General features: G+C 57.6%; 24 protein-coding genes. 21 read left to right on the top strand and 3 right to left on the bottom strand.

From position 1 onward, the window contains the following. Position 1 precedes the first annotated feature (1 nt). Genes recF through dnaA form a run of 3 tightly spaced genes read right to left on the bottom strand, consistent with a single transcriptional unit; the run spans position 2 to position 3,786 of the window. Positions 2–1,105 carry a DNA replication/repair protein RecF gene (gene recF, locus QMK50_RS14015; RefSeq protein WP_019694407.1) on the bottom strand — a complete coding sequence of 368 codons (1,104 nt, stop codon included), beginning with the start codon at positions 1,103–1,105 and terminating at the stop codon, positions 2–4. A gap of 20 nt (positions 1,106–1,125) precedes the next feature. Further along, positions 1,126–2,229, bottom strand: coding sequence for a DNA polymerase III subunit beta (gene dnaN, locus QMK50_RS14010; protein ID WP_095165074.1), 1,104 nt, complete (start codon positions 2,227–2,229; stop codon positions 1,126–1,128). A 39-nt stretch (positions 2,230–2,268) separates the two neighbouring features. Next, positions 2,269–3,786 (bottom strand): chromosomal replication initiator protein DnaA, encoded by a 1,518-nt coding sequence (gene dnaA, locus QMK50_RS14005; protein ID WP_095165073.1) that lies wholly within the window; start codon positions 3,784–3,786, stop codon positions 2,269–2,271. A gap of 565 nt (positions 3,787–4,351) precedes the next feature. Here dnaA and rpmH point away from each other — a divergent pair. From rpmH to glmS, 21 genes are all read left to right on the top strand, one after another. Further along, positions 4,352–4,486: a 50S ribosomal protein L34 gene (rpmH, locus tag QMK50_RS14000; protein WP_003213577.1), complete on the top strand. Its 135-nt coding sequence runs from the start codon at positions 4,352–4,354 to the stop codon at positions 4,484–4,486. Between the two features lie 16 nt (positions 4,487–4,502). Next, positions 4,503–4,904 (top strand): ribonuclease P protein component, encoded by a 402-nt coding sequence (gene rnpA / locus QMK50_RS13995; protein ID WP_202982093.1) that lies wholly within the window; start codon positions 4,503–4,505, stop codon positions 4,902–4,904. Continuing rightward, a complete protein-coding gene (yidD, locus tag QMK50_RS13990) occupies positions 4,897–5,142 on the top strand; it encodes a membrane protein insertion efficiency factor YidD (protein WP_010465488.1) in 246 nt (81 codons plus the stop codon). Before rnpA ends, yidD begins: the two co-directional genes overlap by 8 nt. Positions 5,143–5,144: 2 nt before the next feature. Then, positions 5,145–6,818 carry a membrane protein insertase YidC gene (yidC, locus tag QMK50_RS13985; protein WP_095165071.1) on the top strand — a complete coding sequence of 558 codons (1,674 nt, stop codon included), beginning with the start codon at positions 5,145–5,147 and terminating at the stop codon, positions 6,816–6,818. 79 nt (positions 6,819–6,897) lie between these two features. Then, positions 6,898–8,268 (top strand): tRNA uridine-5-carboxymethylaminomethyl(34) synthesis GTPase MnmE, encoded by a 1,371-nt coding sequence (gene mnmE, locus QMK50_RS13980; protein ID WP_320333323.1) that lies wholly within the window; start codon positions 6,898–6,900, stop codon positions 8,266–8,268. 628 nt (positions 8,269–8,896) lie between these two features. Beyond that, complete coding sequence (gene mnmG, locus QMK50_RS13975; RefSeq protein WP_095165203.1) at positions 8,897–10,795, top strand: tRNA uridine-5-carboxymethylaminomethyl(34) synthesis enzyme MnmG; 1,899 nt, start codon at positions 8,897–8,899, stop codon at positions 10,793–10,795. Next, entirely contained in the window at positions 10,792–11,436 is a 645-nt protein-coding gene (gene rsmG, locus QMK50_RS13970; protein WP_095165069.1) for a 16S rRNA (guanine(527)-N(7))-methyltransferase RsmG, read from the top strand. Before mnmG ends, rsmG begins: the two co-directional genes overlap by 4 nt. Before the next feature lie 18 nt (positions 11,437–11,454). Further along, positions 11,455–12,252, top strand: coding sequence for a ParA family protein (locus QMK50_RS13965; protein WP_095165068.1), 798 nt, complete (start codon positions 11,455–11,457; stop codon positions 12,250–12,252). A 9-nt stretch (positions 12,253–12,261) separates the two neighbouring features. Next, positions 12,262–13,134 (top strand): ParB/RepB/Spo0J family partition protein, encoded by an 873-nt coding sequence (locus tag QMK50_RS13960; RefSeq protein WP_095165067.1) that lies wholly within the window; start codon positions 12,262–12,264, stop codon positions 13,132–13,134. 148 nt (positions 13,135–13,282) lie between these two features. Continuing rightward, positions 13,283–13,690: a F0F1 ATP synthase subunit I gene (locus QMK50_RS13955; protein WP_095165066.1), complete on the top strand. Its 408-nt coding sequence runs from the start codon at positions 13,283–13,285 to the stop codon at positions 13,688–13,690. Between the two features lie 16 nt (positions 13,691–13,706). Next, a complete protein-coding gene (gene atpB / locus QMK50_RS13950) occupies positions 13,707–14,576 on the top strand; it encodes a F0F1 ATP synthase subunit A (protein ID WP_095165065.1) in 870 nt (289 codons plus the stop codon). 133 nt (positions 14,577–14,709) lie between these two features. Then, the gene (gene atpE, locus QMK50_RS13945; protein WP_002555987.1) at positions 14,710–14,967 is read left to right on the top strand and encodes a F0F1 ATP synthase subunit C; all 258 of its coding nucleotides are present in this window, start codon (positions 14,710–14,712) and stop codon (positions 14,965–14,967) included. Between the two features lie 56 nt (positions 14,968–15,023). Continuing rightward, entirely contained in the window at positions 15,024–15,494 is a 471-nt protein-coding gene (locus QMK50_RS13940; RefSeq protein WP_095146191.1) for a F0F1 ATP synthase subunit B, read from the top strand. A gap of 12 nt (positions 15,495–15,506) precedes the next feature. Next, on the top strand, positions 15,507–16,043 hold the full coding sequence (locus tag QMK50_RS13935) for a F0F1 ATP synthase subunit delta (protein ID WP_095165064.1): 537 nt from the start codon (positions 15,507–15,509) through the stop codon (positions 16,041–16,043). Positions 16,044–16,064: 21 nt separating this feature from the next. After that, positions 16,065–17,609 carry a F0F1 ATP synthase subunit alpha gene (gene atpA / locus QMK50_RS13930; protein ID WP_095165063.1) on the top strand — a complete coding sequence of 515 codons (1,545 nt, stop codon included), beginning with the start codon at positions 16,065–16,067 and terminating at the stop codon, positions 17,607–17,609. A 50-nt stretch (positions 17,610–17,659) separates the two neighbouring features. Then, the gene (gene atpG, locus QMK50_RS13925; RefSeq protein ID WP_042556891.1) at positions 17,660–18,520 is read left to right on the top strand and encodes a F0F1 ATP synthase subunit gamma; all 861 of its coding nucleotides are present in this window, start codon (positions 17,660–17,662) and stop codon (positions 18,518–18,520) included. A 27-nt stretch (positions 18,521–18,547) separates the two neighbouring features. Beyond that, a complete protein-coding gene (atpD, locus tag QMK50_RS13920) occupies positions 18,548–19,927 on the top strand; it encodes a F0F1 ATP synthase subunit beta (protein WP_095165062.1) in 1,380 nt (459 codons plus the stop codon). A 45-nt stretch (positions 19,928–19,972) separates the two neighbouring features. Then, entirely contained in the window at positions 19,973–20,398 is a 426-nt protein-coding gene (locus QMK50_RS13915) for a F0F1 ATP synthase subunit epsilon (RefSeq protein ID WP_095165061.1), read from the top strand. Positions 20,399–20,514: 116 nt separating this feature from the next. Beyond that, positions 20,515–21,882, top strand: coding sequence for a bifunctional UDP-N-acetylglucosamine diphosphorylase/glucosamine-1-phosphate N-acetyltransferase GlmU (gene glmU / locus QMK50_RS13910; protein ID WP_320333322.1), 1,368 nt, complete (start codon positions 20,515–20,517; stop codon positions 21,880–21,882). Positions 21,883–22,042: 160 nt separating this feature from the next. Further along, positions 22,043–22,819: a DeoR/GlpR family DNA-binding transcription regulator gene (locus tag QMK50_RS13905; protein WP_159998692.1), complete on the top strand. Its 777-nt coding sequence runs from the start codon at positions 22,043–22,045 to the stop codon at positions 22,817–22,819. A gap of 1 nt (position 22,820) precedes the next feature. Further along, positions 22,821–24,653, top strand: coding sequence for a glutamine--fructose-6-phosphate transaminase (isomerizing) (gene glmS, locus QMK50_RS13900; protein WP_320333321.1), 1,833 nt, complete (start codon positions 22,821–22,823; stop codon positions 24,651–24,653). The last annotated feature ends 49 nt before the right edge of the window (positions 24,654–24,702 follow it).

Below are 24,702 nucleotides of genomic sequence, written 5' to 3'. Positions count from 1 at the left end.
TTCACTCCCGATGGTCGTGGGTCTGGGTGATACGGCCCTGTTCCACGTGGAACAAAGCGACTGGCGTTTCCGTCTGCCAGCCTTCCCTCAATAATTCGTGGTCTACACAGGTGATGAACACCTGGCAGCGTAAGTCTTCCAGCAAACGGCAAAGCGCGCGGCGGTGCTGCTCATCCAGTTCGGACGGCAAATCATCCACCAGATAAATACATTGGCCGCGCCGGGCCTGGCTGACCAAATGCCCTTGGGCGATCCGCAGGGCGCAAACCACCAACTTCTGCTGACCCCGGGACAAGATGTCCGCGGCATTGTGCGCGCCTAATCTAAGGCGCAAATCAGCGCGTTGCGGTCCGGCCTGGGTATGCCCCATTTGCTGATCCCGGTGAACGGACGCGGCGAGCACTGCACTCAGTTCCCGCTCTTTGTCCCAACCCCGGTAATAGCTAAGCGTTAAGCCCTCGAGTTCGACGAGTTCGCTCAAGGTCTGTTCAAAGACTGGTTTCAAGGCTTTGATGTAAGCGCGGCGGTATTCATCAATTTCAGCGCTGGCCTGGCACAATTCTCTGTCCCAAACCGCTTGCGAAACGGCGTCAAGTGTACCATGCCGCAGCCAAGAGTTTCTCTGGCGCAGGGCCTTCTGCAAGCGCTGCCAGGTGGACATGAAGCGCGGTTCCACGTGGAACACCCCCCAGTCCAGGAACTGACGGCGAATCTTCGGCGCACCTTCCAACAGGCGAAAACTGTCCGGGTTGATCAATTGCAGTGGCAGGATTTCTGCGAGTTGTGCGGCACTACGGGCGTTCTGCCCATCGATGCGAATCTGAAACTCGCCTTGCCGATCACGGGAAATCCCCAGCGCACTGTGGCCGCCTTCGGCCAATTCGACCTGGCCGAATACCGTACAGGCCAACTGTTCGTACTGGATCACCGGTAGCAGGCGGGTACTGCGAAACGAACGGGCGAGCCCCAGCAGATGGATGGCTTCCAACACACTGGTTTTTCCGCTGCCGTTGGCGCCGTACAGAATATTGATGCGGGGGGAGGGGGAGAAGGTCACCGGGTGCAGATTGCGCACCGCGGTGACCGAGACGCGACTGAGGGACATCTAGCGGCTGCTGAACATGTTTACAGGCGCATCGGCATGACAACGTAAGCCGAGTCGTCGTTGTCGGACTCTTGCACCAGCGCACTGCTGTTGGAGTCAGACAGGATCAAGCGCACCTGCTCGGTGGTCATCACGCCCAGCACGTCCAGCAAATAGCTGACGTTGAAGCCGATTTCCAGGGAGCCGCCGTTGTACTCAACGCCTACTTCTTCTTCCGCCTCTTCCTGTTCCGGGTTGTTTGCCTGGATCTTCAGCTGACCATTGGCCAGTTGCAGGCGAATGCCGCGGTACTTCTCGTTGGACAGAATCGCCGTACGGCTGAATGCTTCACGCAGGGCCTGGCGATCGCCCAGTACCAGCTTGTCGCCGCCTTTTGGCAGGACGCGCTCGTAATCCGGGAACTTGCCATCGACCAGTTTCGAGGTAAAGGTAAATTCACCGGTGGTGGCACGGATGTGGTGTTGGCCCAACACGATGCTCACGTTGCCGTCTGGCTCTGTCAGCAGGCGTGCCAGTTCCAGGATACCTTTGCGTGGCACGATCACCTGGTGGCGATCCGGTTGGCCGATGTCAGCCTGCATCGAACACATGGCCAGACGGTGACCATCGGTAGCCACGGCGCGGATGATCCCGGCGGACACTTCCAGCAGCATGCCGTTGAGGTAGTAGCGAACATCCTGCTGCGCCATGGCAAAGCTGGTGCGCTCGATCAAACGACGCAGTTTGCTTTGCGCCAGGGTGCACGTCAGCGAACCCGGGCCTTCTTCCACGGTAGGGAAGTCGTTGGCTGGCAGGGTCGACAGGGTAAAACGGCTACGACCGGCCTTGACCACCAGCTTCTGCTCATCGAGCTTGATGTCGATCAGCGCGTCGTTCGGCAGGCTCTTGCAGATGTCCATCAGCTTGCGTGCCGGGACAGTGATTTCGCCCGGCTCGGCCGGTTCTTCAAGTTGCACACGACCGACCAGCTCGACTTCCAGGTCGGTACCGGTCAGCGACAACTGCTGGCCTTCGACAACCAGCAGCACGTTGGAAAGCACCGGCAAGGTCTGTCGGCGCTCGACGACGCCTGCGACCAGTTGCAGGGGTTTCAACAGGGCTTCGCGTTGAATGGTGAAATGCATGGTCTAGTCCCTTGCCTTAATAAGCTGCGCTGGTGTTCATCAAGTGGTCAGTGTACGCAGCAGGTTCTTGTAGTCCTCGCGGATGTCCGCGTCGGATTCCTTAAGTTCGTTGATCTTGCGGCAGGCGTGCAACACCGTGGTGTGATCGCGACCGCCAAACACATCACCGATTTCCGGCAGGCTGTGGTTGGTCAGTTCCTTGGACAGGGCCATGGCCACTTGACGTGGACGGGCCACCGAACGCGAACGGCGTTTGGACAGCAAGTCGGAAATCTTGATCTTGTAGTACTCGGCGACGGTGCGCTGAATGTTATCCACAGAGACCAGTTTGTCCTGGAGCGCCAACAGGTCTTTCAGGGATTCGCGAATCAACTCGATGGTGATGTCGCGGCCCATGAAGTGCGAGTGCGCGATAACACGCTTGAGCGCGCCTTCGAGTTCACGCACGTTGGAGCGAATGCGCTGGGCGATGAAGAACGCGGCATCGTGCGGCAGGTCGACTTTGGCCTGGTCGGCTTTCTTCATCAGAATCGCGACGCGGGTTTCCAGTTCAGGAGGCTCGACGGCAACCGTCAGGCCCCAGCCGAAGCGCGACTTCAAGCGCTCTTCAAGGCCTTCGATCTCCTTGGGATAACGGTCACTGGTGAGGATGACCTGCTGGCCACCTTCAAGCAGGGCGTTGAACGTGTGGAAAAACTCTTCCTGGGAACGTTCCTTGCGGGCGAAGAACTGAATGTCATCGATGAGCAGGGCGTCCACCGAACGGTAGAAACGCTTGAACTCGTTGATCGCATTCAGTTGCAGCGCCTTGACCATGTCGGCCACGAAGCGCTCGGAATGCAGGTACACGACCTTGGCATTCGGATTCTTCTTTAATAGATGGTTACCCACAGCGTGCATCAAGTGAGTTTTACCCAAGCCAACGCCGCCATACAGGAACAGCGGGTTGTAACCGTGCTTGGGATTATCCGCGACCTGCCAGGCCGCAGCGCGGGCCAGCTGGTTGGACTTACCCTCGACGAAATTCTCGAAGGTAAAGGTCCGGTTCAGGTAACTGGTGTGCTTGAGCGCACCTTCTACCTGCACGGTACGTTGTTCGGCACGCACCGGGGCCTGTTGCGAACTGGCGCCAGCCATCGGATCGAAGCTGTCGCGGGACGGCTCTTCATTGACCTCGACGATTTTCTGCGTCGAACGCTTGCTGGTTGGAGCCGGCGTTGGCGTATTGACCGGTGCCGGCGCCGCTGCAGCCTGGGCTTGCGATGCCGCAGCAGCCAAAGGTGCATTGGGCGCGGCCCGCGGTGCCGAACTGCGTTTGCTGCCTATTAATAAGGAAAGCGCAGGCGCCATGCCGTTGCCATGCTCATCCAGCAGTTCGAGCACGCGGCTCAGGTACTTTTCATTGACCCAGTCGAGAACAAAGCGATTCGGTGCGTAGACACGCAACTCGTCGCCTTCGGCTTCGACCTGTAGTGGACGGATCCAAGTGTTGAATTGTTGGGCAGGCAGCTCATCGCGCAAAAGCTCCACGCACTGCTGCCAAAGTTCCACTGACACGGATATCCCCTAAGTTGAAAGCCGGTGAGGCAAAAACAAGCGGCCATTGTAGCGACCGGACGCAGACTTATCCACACGTAGCTTGATCACAGGTGCAGAAGAATCAAGGTTTTATCGGCAAAAAAGGCGACCAATGGTCTGTGCATAAGCTCTGTGGATAACCACGCCTAAGCTCGTTGTACAAGTGGGGGCGAAACTCGGTGGATAACCTGCCTGTGGATAACCACCTGTTTCACCCACAGCTTATCCGACAGCGCAGCACAGGCTGACCACCGCTTTCCACGGTAGTTGTCATTCTCTGTACAGCACGAGATAGAAGGGCTAAAGCCAGTTATCCACAGATAGAGGCGGGCCTAGCTTTTATAAGCTTTACAGAAAAGCTTTAAATACTTTCCTTCTTTATTTTTATATCTAGCTGTCCACCTTTCAAGGACGAACCACCCGAATACCCATTTAAAGGAAACCTTGGTTGGAAATTGACCTAGAGGCTTGCTTTCTCTAGAATCCCCGGTCTCTTAAAACGGGGGCCATTCCGGCCCGTTGTGGACGAACCAGGTAACACGACATGAAACGTACTTTCCAACCAAGCACTATCAAACGCGCTCGTACCCACGGTTTCCGTGCTCGCATGGCTACCAAAAACGGCCGCGCAGTCCTGTCGCGTCGTCGCGCCAAAGGTCGTGCGCGTCTGGCAGTTTGATAATCCGGTACTGGAGGTGAGTCAGGACTTCAGTCGGGAAAAGCGCTTGCTGACCCCCCGGCATTTCAAGGCAGTCTTTGACTCCCCTACCGGCAAGGTTCCGGGGAAAAATCTCCTGCTCCTTGCACGCACCAACGATCTCGATCACCCCCGTCTCGGGCTGGTTATCGGGAAAAAGAGTGTGAAACTCTCCGTTGAGCGAAATCGCCTCAAACGTCTGATGCGCGAATCGTTTCGCCTCCACCAGGATTCTCTGGTTGGGTGGGATATCGTGATCGTCGCGCGCAAAGGTTTGGGCGAAGTAGAAAACCCCGAATTGATTCAGCATTTCGGCAAACTCTGGAAACGTCTGGCACGCAGCAAGCCAGAGCCAGCAGTCAAAGCCGAAACTGTAGGGGTAGACAGCACTGATGCGTAAACTGGCACTCGTTCCGATCCAGTTTTATCGCTATGCCATTAGTCCTCTGATGGCCAGTCACTGTCGTTTCTACCCCAGTTGTTCCTGCTACGCGTATGAAGCCATTGAAAATCATGGCCTTCTGCGCGGTGGCTGGCTGACCTTTCGTCGTTTAGGTCGCTGTCATCCGTGGAATCCCGGTGGTTATGACCCGGTTCCGCCTATCCCTACCTCCCGTTCTTCTTCGATGGCCGAGTAATCATGGATATTAAACGCACGATCCTGATCGTCGCCCTGGCAATCGTGTCCTACGTCATGGTCCTGAAATGGAACCAGGACTACGGCCAAGCTGCCCTGCCGACTCAGAATGTTGCTGCCAATCAGAATGCCCCGGCTATTCCGGACGGTACCAACGCTTCCGCCAGTGCCGATGTACCCAGCGCAAATACCGATACCAGCACCCCTACCGAAACTCCGGTAGTGGCTAGTAAAGATCTCATCCACGTAAAAACGGATGTGCTCGAACTGGCTATCGATCCTCAGGGTGGTGATATCGCCCAACTGATGCTGCCGCTGTATCCACGTCGCCAGGACCATCCGGAAATTCCGTTCCAGCTGTTCGATAACGGCAGTGAACGTACTTATCTGGCGCAAAGTGGCCTGACCGGTACCAACGGTCCTGATGCTCGCCCGACCGGTCGTCCGGTTTACTCGTCCGAACAGAAGACTTATCAACTGGCTGATGGCCAGAACCAGCTCAACGTTGACCTCAAATTCAGCGATGGCGGTGTCAATTACATCAAGCGCTTCAGCTTCACTCGCGGTTTGTACGATCTGAAAGTTACTTATCTGATCGACAACACCAGCGACAAGGCCTGGACTGGCAACCTGTTTGCCCAGCTCAAGCGTGATGCCAGTGCCGATCCTTCTTCCACCACAGCCACCGGCACCGCCACTTACCTGGGCGCCGCCCTGTGGACAAGTGCAGAGCCGTACAAAAAAGTGTCGATGAAAGATATCGACAAGGCTGCGCTGAAAGAAACCGTCAATGGTGGCTGGGTCGCCTGGCTGCAACACTACTTCGTAACGGCCTGGATTCCAGCCAAGAACGACAGCAACGTGGTGCAGACTCGCAAAGACAACCAGGGCAACTACATCATCGGTTTCACTGGCCCGGCTTTGACCATTGCGCCAGGTGCCAAGGCTGAAACCAGCGCAACCCTGTACGCTGGTCCGAAAAGCCAGGCAGTACTGAAAGAGTTATCCCCAGGTCTGGAACTGACGGTCGACTACGGCATTCTGTGGTTCATCGCTCAACCGATCTTCTGGCTGCTGCAACATATCCACGCCATTGTGGGTAACTGGGGCTGGTCGATCATCTTCCTGACCATGCTGATCAAAGGGATCTTCTTCCCGCTGTCGGCTGCCAGCTACAAGTCCATGGCACGCATGCGTGCAGTGGCACCAAAATTGGCTGCGCTGAAAGAGCAACATGGCGATGACCGGCAGAAAATGTCGCAAGCCATGATGGAGCTGTACAAGAAAGAGAAGATCAATCCGCTGGGTGGTTGCTTGCCAATCCTCGTGCAGATGCCGGTTTTCCTCTCGCTGTACTGGGTACTCCTGGAAAGCGTGGAAATGCGCCAAGCGCCATTCATGCTGTGGATTACCGACCTGTCGATCAAGGATCCGTTCTTCATTCTGCCGATCATCATGGGTGCCACCATGTTCATCCAGCAGCAGCTGAACCCGACTCCTCCGGATCCGATGCAGGCCAAGGTGATGAAGCTGATGCCAATCATCTTCACCTTCTTCTTCCTGTGGTTCCCTGCGGGCCTGGTGCTGTATTGGGTTGTGAACAACTGCCTGTCGATCGCACAACAGTGGTACATCACTCGCAAAGTTGAAGCGGCGACAAAAAAAGCCGACGCGTAACTTGCTCAGTATGTAACCATTCAAAACGCCCCCTCGTGGGGCGTTTTGCTATCTGCCATTTTTATCGGGATATCGGTTTATGAGCGCTCCTCGTGAAACCATCGCCGCCGTCGCCACCGCCCAGGGCCGTGGGGGCGTCGGTATCGTTCGTATTTCCGGGCCGCTGGCGCGTCATGCGGCACAGGCCATCAGTGGTCGTGAGCTGAAGCCGCGTTTTGCCCATTACGGTCCGTTTCTCAGCGCCGAGGATGAAGTCCTGGATGAAGGTATTGCCCTGTATTTCCCAGGGCCCAACTCCTTCACCGGTGAAGACGTGCTGGAACTGCAAGGCCACGGCGGACCGATTGTCCTGGACATGTTGCTGCAGCGTTGCCTGCAACTGGGTTGTCGTCTGGCCCGGCCAGGGGAGTTCAGCGAGCGCGCGTTCCTCAACGACAAGCTCGACCTGGCCCAGGCCGAAGCCATTGCCGACCTCATCGAGGCCAGCTCCGCGCAAGCCGCGCGCAATGCCCTGCGTTCCCTGCAAGGGGCGTTTTCCCAGCGTGTGCATAACCTCACCGAACAATTGATTGCCTTGCGTATCTATGTCGAAGCGGCGATCGACTTCCCGGAAGAGGAGATCGATTTCCTTGCCGATGGCCATGTGCTGTCCATGCTCGATGCCGTGCGCGAGGAGTTGGCCAAGGTATTGCGTGAAGCTGGGCAGGGCGCGTTGTTGCGCGATGGCATGACCGTGGTCATCGCCGGCCGTCCGAATGCCGGCAAGTCGAGCCTGCTCAATGCATTGGCCGGTCGTGAAGCCGCGATCGTCACCGAGATCGCCGGCACCACCCGGGATATCCTGCGCGAACATATCCACATCGATGGCATGCCGCTGCACGTGGTCGACACTGCGGGTCTTCGCGATACCGATGACCAGGTCGAGAAGATTGGCGTGGAGCGGGCGTTGAAGGCGATCAGCGAAGCCGACCGGGTGTTGCTGGTGGTCGACGCTACGGCCCCTGAAGCCCTTGATCCATTTGCCCTGTGGCCTGAGTTCCTGGAACAGCGCCCGGAGCCGGGCAAAGTCACCCTGATCCGCAACAAGGCCGACCTCACGGGTCAGGCTATTGGGCTGCAGGTCTGCGACGATGGGCACGTCACCATCAGCCTCAGTGCCAAGTCCGCAGGCGAAGGCCTGGAGCTACTGCGTGACCACCTCAAGGCCTGCATGGGCTACGAGCAGACCTCAGAAAGCAGTTTCAGCGCCCGTCGTCGTCACCTTGAAGCCTTGCGCCATGCCAGTGACTCGCTTGAACATGGGCGTGCGCAGCTGACATTGGCCGGCGCCGGCGAGTTGTTGGCCGAAGATTTGCGCCAGGCACAGCAGTCACTGGGTGAAATTACCGGTGAATTCAGCTCAGATGACCTGCTGGGCAGGATCTTTTCCAGCTTCTGCATCGGTAAATAACGCTCCCTTCCCAAGATAGGAGCCTGCGATCTAGTCATCTTTTGATGCTTCTACCCGTGCTTGCGTCTCTCTCGGGCGGATGAATCGTTAAAAGATCGCAGGCTTTCACCAGCTCTTACCGCTGTTAATCCATTTTTCTTCTTTCGTTGCCATGGGATTTTTTCGCCAGGGTGGTTTGCCCGTGGGCGAGATTTGCCTTTTTACGGTTTTTCTGTGGATTAAGCCCTGTGAATAACTGCCACTAAGGTCAGTTGATAACAGGGCCTGAAAACTGAGTAAAACTACCTCTGTGGATAACCACCCCATTCATCCACAGGCTTAGACCGGTTATCCCATGCCCTCAAGGCCACATGATCACAGACTTTCAAACCGCTGTACACAGTGTAAATAAAGGCTTGTAGGATTCTATCCACAGAAATGTAGCTGTATAGAAATAAACATAAAAACAAAGATCTTATAAATTTCTTTCTTTTTAATTTCTATTGTTCGTGACTTACCCACAGCTGGTTAAATTTTGTGCAAAGGGTTCTTTAGGAAGGGCGAAGTCCCTATACTTGTCGACCAGGTCCAAAAACCTGAGCTCAAACCATTTCTGAATTACCTAACTGAAGCAGGCACGAGGTGCGTGGTGGATTTCCCTTCCCGTTTTGAAGTGATCGTCATCGGCGGCGGTCATGCCGGTACCGAGGCAGCACTTGCATCAGCACGTATGGGGGCAAAAACCCTGTTGCTGACGCATAACGTGGAAACCCTCGGTGCCATGAGCTGCAACCCCGCAATTGGCGGGATCGGCAAAAGCCACCTGGTCAAGGAAATCGACGCCCTCGGCGGCGCGATGGCCATGGCCACCGATAAGGGTGGTATCCAATTTCGCGTGTTGAACAGCCGCAAAGGCCCAGCCGTGCGCGCTACTCGCGCCCAGGCTGACCGCGTGTTGTACAAGGCTGCGGTTCGCGAGATTCTCGAGAACCAGCCGAACCTGTGGATATTTCAACAGGCAGCGGACGACCTGATTGTCGAACAGGAGCAGGTACGCGGTGTTGTCACCCAAATGGGCCTGCGTTTCTTCGCCGACTCCGTGGTTTTGACGACCGGTACTTTCCTTGGTGGACTTATCCACATCGGTTTGCAGAATTTCTCCGGCGGTCGCGCCGGTGATCCGCCGTCGATTGCCCTGGCTCACCGTCTGCGTGAACTGCCGCTGCGCGTGGGTCGCTTGAAAACCGGTACGCCACCGCGCATTGATGGCCGATCTGTGGATTTCTCGGTGATGACCGAGCAACCCGGTGATACGCCGATTCCGGTGATGTCGTTCATGGGCAACAAGGAACAGCATCCCAAGCAGGTCAGTTGCTGGATTACCCACACCAACGCCCGTACCCACGAAATCATTGCCGCGAACCTCGACCGTTCGCCGATGTATTCCGCTGCCGGTGAGATCGAAGGCATTGGTCCGCGTTACTGCCCATCGATCGAAGACAAGATCCACCGCTTTGCCGACAAGCAAAGCCACCAGGTGTTTATCGAGCCGGAAGGTCTGACCACCCACGAGCTTTACCCGAACGGGATATCCACAAGCTTGCCGTTCGACGTGCAATTGCAGATCGTGCAATCGATCCGCGGCATGGAGAACGCGCACATCGTGCGTCCGGGCTACGCGATCGAGTACGACTACTTCGATCCGCGCGACCTGAAGTACAGCCTGGAAACCAAGGTGATCGGCGGTCTGTTTTTCGCCGGGCAGATCAACGGCACCACCGGTTACGAAGAAGCCGGCGCCCAAGGTTTGCTGGCCGGGGCCAATGCCGCACTGCGTGCACAGGGCAAAGACGCCTGGTGCCCGCGTCGCGATGAAGCCTACATCGGCGTATTGGTCGACGATCTGATTACCCTCGGGACCCAGGAACCGTATCGGATGTTCACTTCCCGCGCCGAATATCGGTTGATCTTGCGCGAAGACAACGCCGACCTGCGCTTGACCGAAAAAGGTCGCGAGCTGGGCCTGGTCGATGACGCGCGTTGGGCAGCATTCTGCAAAAAACGCGAAAGTATCGAACTCGAAGAGCAGCGCCTGAAAAGTACCTGGGTTCGCCCGGGCACCGAGCAGGGCGATGCGATTGCGGAAAAATTCGGCACCCCGCTGACCCACGAATACAACTTGCTGAACCTGCTGACCCGTCCGGAAATCGACTACGCTGGCCTGATCTCGGTCACAGGCGTCGGTGCAGACGATCCACAGGTTGCCGAGCAGGTCGAGATCAAGACCAAATACGCCGGTTACATCGATCGCCAACAGGATGAAATCGCTCGTCTGCGGGCCAGCGAAGACACCAAACTGCCTGTGGATATCGATTACACGACCATCTCCGGTCTCTCCAAGGAGATCCAGGGCAAGCTCGGTGCAACCCGTCCGGAAACACTGGGCCAGGCTTCGCGGATTCCGGGCGTGACGCCGGCAGCCATTTCGCTGTTGATGATTCATTTGAAAAAACGCGGCGCGGGCCGTCAGTTGGAGCAAAGCGCTTGAGTTCGTTGGTCACCTTGCAACACGCCGAAGAGTTATCCACAGGTGCACGCCAGCTCGGTGTCAACCTGAGTGAAGCCCAGCACGCCCAATTGCTGGGTTACCTGGCCCTGTTGATCAAATGGAACAAGGCCTACAACCTCACCGCGGTGCGTGATCCGGACGAAATGGTCTCGCGCCATTTGCTCGACAGCCTGAGCGTGATGTCCTTCATCGAAAACGGCCGTTGGCTGGATGTCGGCAGTGGTGGCGGCATGCCGGGTATTCCCCTGGCCATCCTGTTTCCAGAGTCGCAAGTCACCTGCCTGGACAGCAATGGCAAGAAAACCCGCTTCCTGACCCAGGTCAAACTCGAACTCAAACTGGATAACCTGCAAGTTATCCACAGTCGCGTCGAAGCCTTCCAGCCTGAGCTGCCATTCAACGGGATCATCTCCCGGGCCTTCAGCAGCATGGAGAATTTCAGCAACTGGACGCGCCACCTCGGCGACACCGATACACGTTGGCTGGCAATGAAGGGCGTTCATCCCGCGGATGAGCTGGTAGCATTGCCGGCAGACTTCCACCTCGATAGCGAACACGCCTTGGCCGTACCTGGTTGCCAAGGCCAACGCCATCTGCTGATACTGCGCCGCACGGCATGATTGGGAACACAAGCAAGAATGGCTAAGGTATTCGCGATAGCGAACCAAAAGGGTGGTGTGGGCAAGACCACCACCTGCATCAACCTCGCAGCATCCCTGGTCGCCACCAAGCGCCGGGTGCTGTTGATCGATCTCGATCCACAGGGCAACGCCACCATGGGTAGCGGTGTGGATAAACACGGCCTGGAAAACTCGGTCTACGACTTGTTGATCGGCGAATGCGACCTGACCCAGGCCATGCATTTCTCCGAACACGGTGGTTACCAGCTGTTGCCGGCGAACCGCGACCTGACCGCGGCGGAAGTGGTCCTGCTGGAAATGCAGATGAAGGAAAGCCGCCTGCGCAGCGCCTTGGCGCCGATTCGCGAGAGCTATGACTACATCCTGATCGACTGCCCGCCGTCGCTGTCGATGCTCACCCTGAATGCATTGGTCGCCGCAGATGGGGTCATTATCCCCATGCAGTGTGAATACTTTGCACTCGAAGGCTTGAGCGACCTTGTGGATAACATCAAGCGCATCGCCGAACTGCTGAACCCGAACCTCAAGGTCGAAGGCCTGCTGCGGACTATGTATGACCCGCGCCTGAGCCTGATGAACGATGTTTCGGCCCAGCTCAAGGAACACTTCGGCGAGCAGTTGTACGACACGGTCATCCCACGCAACATCCGCCTGGCCGAAGCACCCAGCTATGGCATGCCTGCGCTGGCGTACGACAAATCATCGCGAGGCGCGATTGCCTACCTGGCATTGGCAGGCGAGATGGTTCGCCGTCAACGCAAAAACTCACGTGCCGCCGCTGCTCAGGCAACTTAAGGAATCCCCATGGCCGTCAAGAAACGAGGTCTCGGACGTGGACTGGATGCACTGCTGAGTGGTCCGACTGTCAGCTCGCTGGAAGAACAGGCCGTGCAGGCCGACTTGCGCGAGCTGCAGCACTTGCCACTGGACCTGCTCCAGCGCGGCAAGTACCAGCCCCGCCGGGACATGGACCCGCAGGCGCTGGAAGAGCTGGCGCAGTCGATCAAGAGCCAGGGCGTGATGCAGCCGATCGTGGTTCGTCCCATCGGCGCCGGGCGCTTTGAGATCATTGCCGGTGAGCGCCGCTGGCGCGCCAGCCAGCAGGCCGGGCAGGAAACCATCCCGGCGATGGTGCGTGACGTGTCGGATGAAACCGCTATCGCCATGGCCCTGATCGAGAACATCCAGCGCGAGGACCTCAATCCAATCGAGGAAGCTGTCGCCCTGCAGCGTTTGCAGCAGGAGTTCCAGCTGACTCAGCAGCAAGTGGCCGAAGCCGTGGGCAAGTCCCGGGTGACAGTCGCTAACCTGTTGCGCCTGATTGCCTTGCCAGAAGTCATCAAGACCATGTTGTCCCACGGCGACCTGGAAATGGGTCATGCCCGTGCTTTGCTCGGGTTACCGGAAAATCAACAGGTTGAAGGGGCGCGACACGTTGTCGCACGGGGCCTCACCGTACGCCAGACAGAAGCCCTGGTTCGCCAGTGGCTCAGTGGCAAGCCGGAGGTCGCCGAACCGGTCAAGGCCGACCCGGATATCGCCCGCCTTGAACAGCGTCTGGCAGAGCGCCTAGGCTCTGCGGTGCAGATCCGCCACGGGAAGAAGGGAAAAGGTCAGTTGGTAATCGGCTATAACTCACTGGATGAGCTTCAAGGTGTCCTTGCACACATCCGCTGAAACATTTCCTCATGTAGCGTGCAGTCGGAAATCACTACCTGACAGTTGAATAGGGGCTGAACCGCCCCTATACTCTGCGCGCATTTTGTCGGCACAAATTATGCCAAGTTATTGAATTCTGGCAGCCGACCTTTGAGGAGCAAGATCGATGGAAAGCCGCACGCCAAACCGCTTGCCGTTCCATCGCCTGGCGGTTTTTCCGGTGTTACTGGCTCAATTTGTCGTTTTGCTGCTGGCCGCTTTGGCGCTTTGGCAATGGCATGGAGTCGTAGCCGGGTACTCAGGACTCTGCGGAGGCCTGATAGCCTTGCTTCCCAATGTTTATTTCGCTCATAGGGCATTTCGGTTTTCCGGGGCCCGGGCAGCTCAAGCCATCGTCCGGTCTTTTTATGCCGGCGAGGCGGGCAAACTGATTTTGACGGCAGTGCTTTTTGCATTGACGTTCGCAGGTGTGAAGCCACTGGCGCCGTTAGCAGTCTTCGGCGTCTTTGTGTTGACCCAACTGGTCAGCTGGTTCGCTCCCCTGCTGATGAGAACAAGACTTTCGAGACCTTAGGGCGTTTGAGGCAACCATGGCAGAAACAACCGCTTCGGGCTATATCCAGCACCACTTGCAGAACCTGACCTTCGGTCAGCACCCTACCGGCGGCTGGGGCTTTGCCCACACCGCAGCAGAAGCCAAAGAAATGGGCTTCTGGGCTTTCCACGTCGATACCCTCGGCTGGTCGGTCGCATTGGGTCTGATTTTCGTACTTCTTTTCCGCATGGCGGCGAAGAAAGCGACTTCCGGTCAACCAGGTGCTTTGCAGAACTTCGTTGAAGTATTGGTCGAATTCGTCGATGGCAGCGTGAAAGACAGCTTCCATGGCCGTAGCCCGGTGATTGCACCGCTGGCACTGACCATCTTCGTCTGGGTCTTCCTGATGAACGCCGTCGACCTGATCCCGGTTGACTGGATTCCTCAGCTGGCCATGATGATCTCTGGCGATCCGCACATTCCGTTCCGTGCCGTATCGACCACTGACCCGAACGCTACCCTGGGCATGGCCCTGTCGGTGTTCGCGTTGATCATTTTCTACAGCATCAAGGTCAAGGGCATCGGCGGTTTCATCGGCGAACTGACCCTGCACCCGTTCGGCAGCAAGAACGTCTTCGTTCAAGCCCTGCTGATCCCGGTGAACTTCCTGCTGGAGTTCGTGACGCTGATCGCCAAGCCAATCTCGCTGGCCCTGCGTCTGTTCGGCAACATGTATGCCGGCGAACTGGTGTTCATTCTGATCGCTGTGATGTTCGGCAGTGGTCTGCTCTGGCTTAGCGGCCTGGGCGTAGTTCTGCAGTGGGCGTGGGCTGTGTTCCACATCCTGATCATCACCCTGCAGGCGTTTATCTTCATGATGCTGACCATCGTCTACCTGTCGATGGCGCACGAAGAGAACCATTAAGACCAGCTTAGGCTAGTCTGATGTCCCTCTCGTCTCGGCGGGAGGGGGCCCATCACGGGCACGATGAAACGATTTGTTTTACCGCTTTAATCTAAAAAACCTAAACCATACGACGTAAAAGTCGGGAGGAAAGATGGAAACTGTAGTTGGTCTAACCGCTATCGCTGTTGCACTGTTGATCGGCCTGGGCGCACTGGGTACCGCAATTGGTTTCGGCCTGTTGGGCGGCAAGTTCCTGGAAGGCGCAGCGCGTCAGCCAGAAATGGTTCCAATGCTGCAAGTTAAAATGTTCATCGTTGCCGGTCTGCTCGACGCCGTAACCATGATCGGTGTTGGTATTGCTCTGTTCTTCACTTTCGCGAACCCATTCGTTGGTCAACTCGCTGGCTAATCACTCGAACCTTCGAGTGATTGGTGTGATGTGCAACGAACGAGCGAGGTGTTGGCGTGAACATTAATGCAACCCTGATTGGCCAGTCCGTTGCGTTCTTAATTTTTGTACTTTTTTGCATGAAGTTCGTGTGGCCTCCGGTCATTGCGGCTTTGCACGAACGTCAGAAGAAGATCGCGGATGGACTGGACGCTGCCGCCCGAGCAGCTCGCGACCTGGAGTTGGCCCAAGATAAAGCGGGTCAACAACTGCGCGAAGCAAAAACTCAGGCAGCCGAAATCATTGAGCAAGCCAAGAAGCGCGGCAATCAGATCGTTGAAGAGGCTGTTGAAAAAGCCCGTATCGACGCTGAACGCGTAAAGGTTCAGGCTCAGGCCGAGATCGAGCAGGAAATCAACAGTGTCAAAGACGCGCTGCGTACCCAACTGGGTGCACTGGCCGTTGGCGGCGCCGAGAAGATCCTGGGTGCCACAATCGATCAAAACGCGCACGCGGAGCTGGTAAACAAACTGGCTGCTGAAATTTAAGCGAGGGCGATCATGGCAGAATTGACCACGTTGGCCCGACCTTACGCTAAGGCAGCCTTCGAGCACGCCCAGGCCCACCAGCAACTGGCCTCTTGGTCAGCCATGCTCGGCCTGGCTGCAGCAGTGTCGCAAGACGACACCATGCAGCGCGTGCTCAAGGCCCCGCGACTGACGAGCGCAGACAAGGCCGCCACGTTTATTGACGTGTGCGGCGACAAGTTTGATGCCAAGGCACAGAACTTCATCAACATCGTTGCCGAAAACGACCGTCTCCCGCTGTTGCCGGAGATCGCCGCTCTGTTTGACCTGTACAAGGCTGAACAAGAGAAGTCGGTAGATGTAGAAGTCACCAGTGCTTTTGCATTGAACCAAGAACAGCAAGACAAACTCGCCAAGGTTCTCAGTGCACGACTCAACCGGGAAGTGCGCCTGCAAGTTGCGGAGGATGCCGCCCTGATTGGTGGTGTCATCATTCGCGCCGGCGACCTGGTAATCGATGGCTCGATTCGCGGAAAACTCGCGAATCTTGCCGAAGCATTGAAATCTTGAGTTTGAAGGGGCAGCAGAGCAATGCAGCAACTCAATCCTTCCGAAATAAGTGAAATTATCAAGGGCCGCATCGAAAAGCTCGATGTGACCTCCCAAGCCCGTAACGAAGGCACTGTCGTCAGCGTATCTGACGGTATCGTGCGGATTCACGGTCTGGCCGACGTAATGTACGGCGAGATGATCGAGTTTCCGGGCGGCGTCTTCGGTATGGCTCTCAACCTGGAGCAGGACTCCGTAGGTGCCGTTGTATTGGGCGCATACCAGTCCCTGGCTGAAGGCATGAGCGCCAAGTGCACCGGCCGCATCCTCGAAGTTCCGGTTGGTAAGGAACTGCTGGGTCGCGTAGTCGACGCACTGGGTAACCCAGTTGACGGCAAAGGTCCGCTGAACAACACCGAGACCGATGCGGTCGAGAAAGTTGCTCCAGGCGTGATCTGGCGTAAGTCGGTAGACCAGCCTGTACAGACTGGCTACAAGGCTGTCGATGCCATGATCCCAGTCGGCCGTGGCCAGCGTGAGCTGATCATCGGTGACCGTCAGATCGGTAAAACCGCTCTGGCGATCGACGCGATCATCAACCAGAAAGACAGCGGCATCTTCTGCGTATACGTAGCGATCGGTCAGAAACAATCGACCATCGCCAACGTGGTTCGCAAGCTGGAAGAAAACGGCGCACTGGCTAACACCATCGTCGTGGCTGCGAGCGCCTCGGAATCTGCAGCACTGCAGTTCCTGGCACCGTACTCCGGTTGCACCATGGGTGAATTCTTCCGCGACCGCGGTGAAGACGCGCTGATCGTTTATGACGATCTGTCCAAGCAAGCAGTGGCTTACCGCCAGATTTCCCTGCTGCTGCGCCGTCCACCAGGCCGTGAAGCTTACCCAGGCGACGTGTTCTATCTCCACTCCCGTCTGCTGGAGCGCGCATCCCGCGTTTCGGAAGAATACGTAGAGAAGTTCACCAACGGCGCAGTGACCGGCAAAACCGGTTCCCTGACCGCACTGCCGATCATCGAAACCCAGGCTGGCGACGTTTCCGCGTTCGTTCCGACCAACGTGATTTCCATCACCGACGGTCAGATCTTCCTGGAATCGGCCATGTTCAACTCCGGGATCCGTCCTGCTGTGAACGCCGGTGTTTCGGTATCCCGTGTGGGTGGTGCCGCTCAGACCAAGATCATCAAGAAGCTGTCCGGTGGCATCCGTACCGCTCTGGCTCAGTACCGTGAACTGGCGGCATTCGCCCAGTTCGCTTCTGACCTGGACGAAGCGACCCGTAAGCAACTTGAGCATGGTCAGCGCGTTACCGAGCTGATGAAGCAGAAGCAATACGCACCAATGTCGATTGCTGACATGGCGCTGTCGCTGTATGCCGCTGAGCGTGGGTTCCTGACTGACGTTGAAATCGCCAAGATCGGCAGCTTCGAACAAGCGCTGATTGCTTTCTTCAACCGCGATCACGCCGATTTGATGGCGAAGATCAACGTGAAGGGTGACTTCAATGACGAAATCGACGCTGGCATGAAAGCCGGTATCGAGAAGTTCAAGGCCACCCAAACCTGGTAAGCCGCAGCGGGAGCCGCAAGGCTCCCGCTTGCTAACCTGATAGGTGTTACATGGCAGGCGCAAAAGAGATTCGCAGTAAGATTGCGAGCATCAAAAGCACGCAAAAGATTACCAGCGCCATGGAAAAAGTGGCGGTCAGCAAAATGCGCAAGGCACAAATGCGCATGGCTGCTAGCCGTCCTTACGCGGAGCGCATCCGCCAGGTTATTGGTCATCTGGCCAACGCCAACCCGGAATATCGCCACCCCTTCATGATCGACCGTGAAATCAAGCGCGTCGGTTACGTAGTAGTGAGCAGTGACCGTGGTCTGTGTGGTGGCTTGAACACCAACCTGTTCAAGGCCCTGGTCAAGGACATGGCGGTAAACCGCGAAAATGGCGTCGAGATCGATCTGTGTGTTGTTGGTAGCAAGGGTGCGGCTTTCTTCCGCAACTTCGGCGGTAACGTCGTAGCAGCTATCAGCCACCTGGGTGAAGAGCCATCGATCAATGATCTGATCGGCAGCGTCAAGGTGATGCTGGATGCCTACCTGGACGGCCGTATCGACCGCCTGAGCGTGGTATCCAACAAGTTCATCAACACCATGACGCAACAGCCTACCGTGGAGCAGTTGATTCCGCTGGTGGCAACCCCGGATCAAGGACTCAAGCACCACTGGGACTATCTCTACGAACCGGATGCCAAGGAGCTGCTGGACGGCTTGATGGTCCGTTACGTGGAGTCGCAGGTCTACCAGGCGGTGGTCGAGAACAACGCAGCTGAACAAGCGGCGCGGATGATCGCAATGAAGAACGCTACCGACAACGCCGGTGACTTGATCAGCGATTTGCAGCTGATCTACAACAAGGCGCGTCAGGCTGCGATCACCCAAGAGATCTCGGAAATCGTCGGCGGCGCTGCCGCGGTTTAACGGTTCAAATATTCAGAGGATCCAGCTATGAGTAGCGGACGTATCGTTCAAATCATCGGCGCCGTTATCGACGTGGAATTTCCACGCGACAGCGTACCGAGCATCTACAACGCGCTGACAGTTCAAAGCGCGGCCGCAACCACTCTGGAAGTTCAGCAACAGCTGGGCGACGGCGTGGTTCGTACCATTGCGATGGGCTCCACCGAGGGCTTGAAGCGTGGTCTGGACGTCATCGACTCCGGCGCAGCCATTTCCGTACCAGTCGGTAAAGCGACCCTGGGCCGGATCATGGACGTTCTGGGCAACCCGATCGACGAAGCAGGTCCAATCGACACCGAAGAGCGCTGGGGCATTCACCGTCCTGCGCCAACCTTCGCAGAACAAGCGGGCGGCAACGACCTGCTGGAAACCGGCATCAAGGTTATCGACCTGGTTTGCCCGTTCGCCAAGGGCGGTAAAGTTGGTCTGTTCGGTGGTGCCGGTGTAGGCAAAACCGTAAACATGATGGAACTGATCCGTAACATCGCCATCGAGCACAGCGGTTATTCCGTGTTCGCCGGTGTGGGTGAGCGTACTCGTGAGGGTAACGACTTCTACCACGAGATGAAGGACTCCAACGTTCTGGACAAAGTGGCACTGGTTTACGGTCAGATGAACGAGCCGCCGGGTAACCGTCTGCGCGTAGCACTGACTGGCCTGACCATGGCCGAGAAGTTCCGTGACGAAGGTAACGACGTTCTGCTGTTCGTCGACAACATCTATCGTTACACCCTGGCCGGTACTGAAGTATCCGCACTGCTGGGCCGTATGCCTTCTGCAGTAGGTTACCAGCCGACCCTGGCTGAAGAGATGGGTACTCTGCAAGAGCGCATCACTTCGACCAAAAACGGTTCGATCACCTCGATCCAAGCGGTATACGTACCTGCGGATGACTTGACTGACCCGTCGCCAGCGACCACCTTCGCCCACTTGGACGCCACCGTCGTTCTGTCCCGTGACATCGCTTCCCTGGGTATCTACCCAGCGGTAGACCCACTGGACTCGACTTCGCGTCAGTTGGACCCGAACGTGATCGGTCAGGACCACTACGACACCGCTCGCGGCGTACAGTATGTTCTGCAGCGTTACAAAGAACTGAAGGACATCATCGCGATCCTGGGTATGGACGAGCTGTCGGAAGCCGACAAGCAGTTGGTAAACCGTGCTCGTAAGATCCAGCGTTTCTTGTCGCAGCCGTTCTTCGTGGCTGAAGTCTTCACCGGTGCCTCGGGTAAATACGTTTCCCTGAAAGACACCATTGCTGGCTTCAAAGGCATCCTCAACGGTGACTACGACCACCTGCCAGAACAAGCGTTCTACATGGTTGGCGGCATCGAAGAAGCGATCGAGAAAGCCAAGAAACTGTAATCCAGGCGCCCGGCGACGGGCGCTAATTTAGGTTGAGGCAATCAGATGGCTATGACAGTCCATTGCGACATCGTCAGCGCGGAAGGAGAAATCTTTTCCGGTCTGGTCGAGATGGTGATTGCGCACGGTGCACTGGGTGATCTTGGTATCGCCCTGGGTCACGCGCCGCTGATCACTAATCTGAAACCGGGTCCGATCCGCCTGATCAAGCAAGGCGGGGAAGCCGAGGTGTTCTACATCTCCGGTGGTTTCCTCGAGGTTCAGCCGAATATGGTCAAGGTACTTGCCGATACCGTGCAACGTGCTGCCGACCTGGATGAAGCCTCCGCTCAGGAAGCCGTCAAGGCTGCCGAGAAGGCCCTGCATGAGCGCGGCGCCGAGTTCGATTACGGCTCTGCTTCCGCACGTCTGGCCGAGGCTGCAGCTCAGCTGCGCACCGTCCAGCAGATCCGCAAGAAGTTCGGCGGCTAATCGCCTCCCGCTTGTTGTGTGATTGATTAAAAAGGGTAGCCTCGGCTACCCTTTTTCTTTTTCTGCAATTCACCATTTGGTCGCAGCCGCTGACCATCCCGGATTGGTAGCCAGTCATGTCATTAGAAATCGTTATCCTCGCCGCAGGTCAAGGCACCCGCATGCGTTCAGCCTTGCCCAAGGTGCTTCATCCCGTGGCAGGTAACTCGATGCTTGGCCATGTTATCCACAGCGCCCGGCAACTCCAGCCCGAGCGCATTCACGTGGTGATCGGCCATGGTGCCGACGCCGTGCGTGAGCGCCTGGCGGCGGATGACCTGAATTTTGTCCTGCAGGACCAGCAACTGGGTACTGGCCATGCCGTAGCCCAGGCCGTGCCGTTCATCACGGCCGACACTGTGTTGATTCTCTACGGCGATGTGCCGCTGATCGAAGTCGAGACCCTGCAACGCCTGCTTACCCACGTAGCGCCCCAGCAATTGGGCTTGTTGACGGTCGAGCTGGATGACCCGACCGGTTATGGCCGGATCGTGCGTGACTCGGCTGGCAAAGTCACCGCCATCGTCGAGCAAAAAGACGCCAATGAGACCGAGCGGGCCATCACCGAAGGCAACACCGGGATTCTCGCGGTGCCTTTCGAGCGTCTGGGTGACTGGATGAGCCGGTTGTCCAACAACAACGCCCAGGGCGAGTACTACCTGACTGACGTAATTGCCATGGCTGTCAGCGATGGCCTGGTGGTGGCTACCGAACAACCCCACGACGCCATGGAAGTGCAGGGCGCCAATGACCGCAAGCAACTCGCTGAACTCGAGCGTCATTACCAGCTGCGAGCCAGCCGTCGACTGATGGCCCAGGGGGTGACATTGCGCGATCCGGCCCGGTTTGATGTGCGTGGCGAAGTGACCGTCGGTCGGGATGTGCTGATCGATATCAACGTGATTCTCGAGGGTCGCGTGGTCATCGAGGACGACGTCGAGATCGGCCCGAACTGCGTGATCAAGGACAGCACCCTGCGCAAAGGCGTGGTGGTCAAGGCCAACAGTCACATTGATGGCGCGATTCTGGGGGAAGGCAGCGATGCCGGCCCGTTCGCCCGCCTGCGTCCCGGCACGGTCCTGGAAGCGCGGGCCCATGTGGGTAACTTTGTCGAACTGAAAAATGCCCTCCTCGGGGAAGGCGCCAAAGCCGGTCACCTGACCTACCTGGGTGACGCTGAAATCGGTGCGCGCAGCAACATCGGCGCAGGTACCATCACCTGCAACTACGACGGCGCCAACAAATGGAAAACCGTGTTGGGCGAAGACGTGTTCATTGGCTCCAACAACTCCCTGGTTGCGCCTGTGGATATCTCTGCCGGTGCAACCACCGCGGCCGGATCGACCATCACCGCCAATGTGGATAAGTCCCAACTGGCCGTGGCCAGGGCCAGGCAGAAAAATATCGACGGTTGGAAACGTCCGGAGAAGATCAAGAAGGTCTGATTTATCCACAGGCTCATGATCCACTCTATTCGCGGGCAAGCCTTCTCCTGGTAGGAGCAAGGCTTGCCCGCGAAGCTTTTTTCTTCTTTCCCGCTTGACGAAGTTTCGCTGATAGGTTTTTATTGCTTTCGTTATCTTTCGAAACGAAACTTACCAAACCATGTCGAAACGCAACACGCCCCTACGCCGACACAATATCCTTGCCTTGCTCACCGAGCAGGGTGAAGTCAGTGTGGATGAGTTGGCCAAACGCTTCGAAACCTCGGAAGTGACGATCCGCAAGGATCTGGCTGCACTGGAAAGCCATGGCCTGCTGCTGCGGCGTTATGGCGGCGCAATCACCATGCCCCAGGAGCTGGTCAGCGATCCCGGCCAGCCGGTTTCCCAGTACAAACAGGCCATCGCTCGCGCCGCCGTGCAGCGGATTCGCGAGCATGCGCGCATCATCATCGACAGTGGTAGTACCACAGCAGCGATGATTCCCCAGTTGGGCCTGCAGCCCGGTCTGGTGGTCATGACCAACTCCCTGCATGTGGCCAACGCCTTGAGCGAGCTGGAACATGAGCCCGTGCTGTTGATGACTGGCGGAACCTGGGACCCCCATTCCGAGTCATTCCAGGGGCAGGTGGCCGAACAGGTCCTGCGCTCTTATGATTTTGACCAGTTGTTCATCGGTGCCGACGGCATCGACCTGGTGCGCGGTACCACCACCTTCAATGAGCTACTCGGCCTCAGCCGGGTCATGGCCGATGTAGCCCGCGAAGTGATCGTGATGGTCGAATCCGACAAGATCGGACGCAAGATTCCTAACCTGGAGCTGCCATGGAGCAGCGTCCATACCCTTATTACCGATGACCGCCTGCCCATCGAAGCGCGCGATCAGATTCAGGCCCGCGGCATTCACTTGATTTGCGCGGCAGTCAGCCAGGAGAAATAACATGTGTGGAATTGTTGGCGCAGTAGCGGAACGTAATATCACCGCCATTTTGCTCGAAGGCCTCAAGCGCCTCGAATACCGCGGCTACGACAGCGCCGGTGTGGCAGTCTTCACCAACGACAATACGCTGGAGCGTGTGCGTCGTCCGGGCAAGGTCAGTGAGCTGGATCAGGCCCTGGAAACCACACCACTGGTCGGCCGCCTGGGTATCGCCCACACCCGCTGGGCAACTCACGGCGCCCCGTGCGAACGTAACGCCCACCCGCATTTTTCCGGCGACCTGGCGGTGGTGCACAACGGCATCATCGAGAACCACGAAGCCCTGCGCGAACAACTCAAGGCCTTAGGTTATGTGTTCACCTCGGACACCGATACCGAAGTCATCGCCCACCTGCTCAACCACAAGCTCAAGGACCAGCCGGACCTGACCGCCGCCCTCAAGGCCACGGTCAAGGAACTGCACGGTGCCTATGGCCTGGCCGTGATCAGCGCCCAACAGCCGGATCGCCTGGTTGCCGCCCGCAGTGGCAGCCCGCTGGTGATCGGCCTCGGCCTGGGCGAGAACTTCCTGGCTTCCGACCAACTGGCCCTGCGTCAAGTCACCGACCGCTTCATGTACCTGGAAGAAGGCGACATCGCCGAAATCCAGCGTGACCGTGTGCAGATCTGGGATGTCGACGGCAAGGCCGTGGAACGCGAGTCGGTGCAGTACCGCGACAACGCCGAATCGGCCGAGAAGGGCGAGTACCGGCACTTCATGCTCAAGGAAATCCACGAGCAACCGTCCGTGGTCCAGCGCACCCTGGAAGGGCGCCTGAGCCAGAACCAGGTACTGGTACAGGCCTTCGGCCCGCAAGCCGCCGAGCTCTTCGCCAAAGTGCGCAACGTGCAGATTGTTGCCTGTGGCACCAGTTACCACGCCGGCATGGTTGCCCGGTACTGGCTCGAAGAGCTGGCGGGGATCCCGTGCCAGGTCGAAGTCGCCAGCGAGTTCCGCTATCGCAAGGTGGTGGTGCAACCCGACTCCCTGTTCGTGACCATCTCCCAGTCCGGCGAGACCGCCGACACCCTGGCCGCCCTGCGTAACGCCAAGGAACTGGGCTTCCTCGCCAGCCTGGCGATCTGCAACGTCGGTATCAGCTCGCTGGTGCGTGAATCCGACCTGACCCTGCTGACCCAGGCCGGTCGTGAAATTGGCGTGGCTTCGACCAAAGCCTTCACCACCCAACTGGTCGGCCTGTTGCTGTTGACCCTGTCCCTGGGTCAGGTCCGCGGCACCCTCGCCCCAGGCGTGGAAGCCGAACTGGTCGAAGAACTGCGTCGCCTGCCAATTCGCCTGGGCGAAGCCCTGGCCATGGACGGTATCGTCGAGAAAGTCGCGGAACTGTTCGCCGAGAAGCACCACACGCTGTTCCTGGGCCGTGGCGCACAGTTCCCGGTGGCGATGGAAGGGGCGCTCAAGCTCAAGGAAATCTCCTACATCCACGCCGAAGCCTACCCGGCGGGCGAGCTCAAGCACGGCCCATTGGCCCTGGTCGACAACGATATGCCAGTGGTCACCGTGGCGCCGAACAACGAGCTGCTGGAGAAACTCAAATCCAACCTGCAGGAAGTTCGCGCCCGTGGCGGCCAGTTGATCGTGTTTGCCGACGAGAAAGCCGGCATGAGCAACGGCGAAGGCACCCACGTGGTGAACATGCCGCATATTCACGACATCCTGTCGCCGATCCTCTACACCATTCCGTTGCAACTGCTGTCGTACTACGTCGCCGTGCTCAAGGGCACTGACGTCGACCAGCCACGCAACCTGGCCAAGTCGGTGACTGTGGAATAAGTTATCCACAGCGAAATAAAAACGGTCCGTTCAGGCACGCAAAGCGAGG

The organism is Pseudomonas sp. P5_152 (genome assembly GCF_033989915.1).
GTDB lineage: Bacteria > Pseudomonadota > Gammaproteobacteria > Pseudomonadales > Pseudomonadaceae > Aquipseudomonas.
The sequence above is the reverse complement of the archived record's forward strand: the minus strand, read 5'-3'. Positions and strand labels throughout refer to the sequence as shown.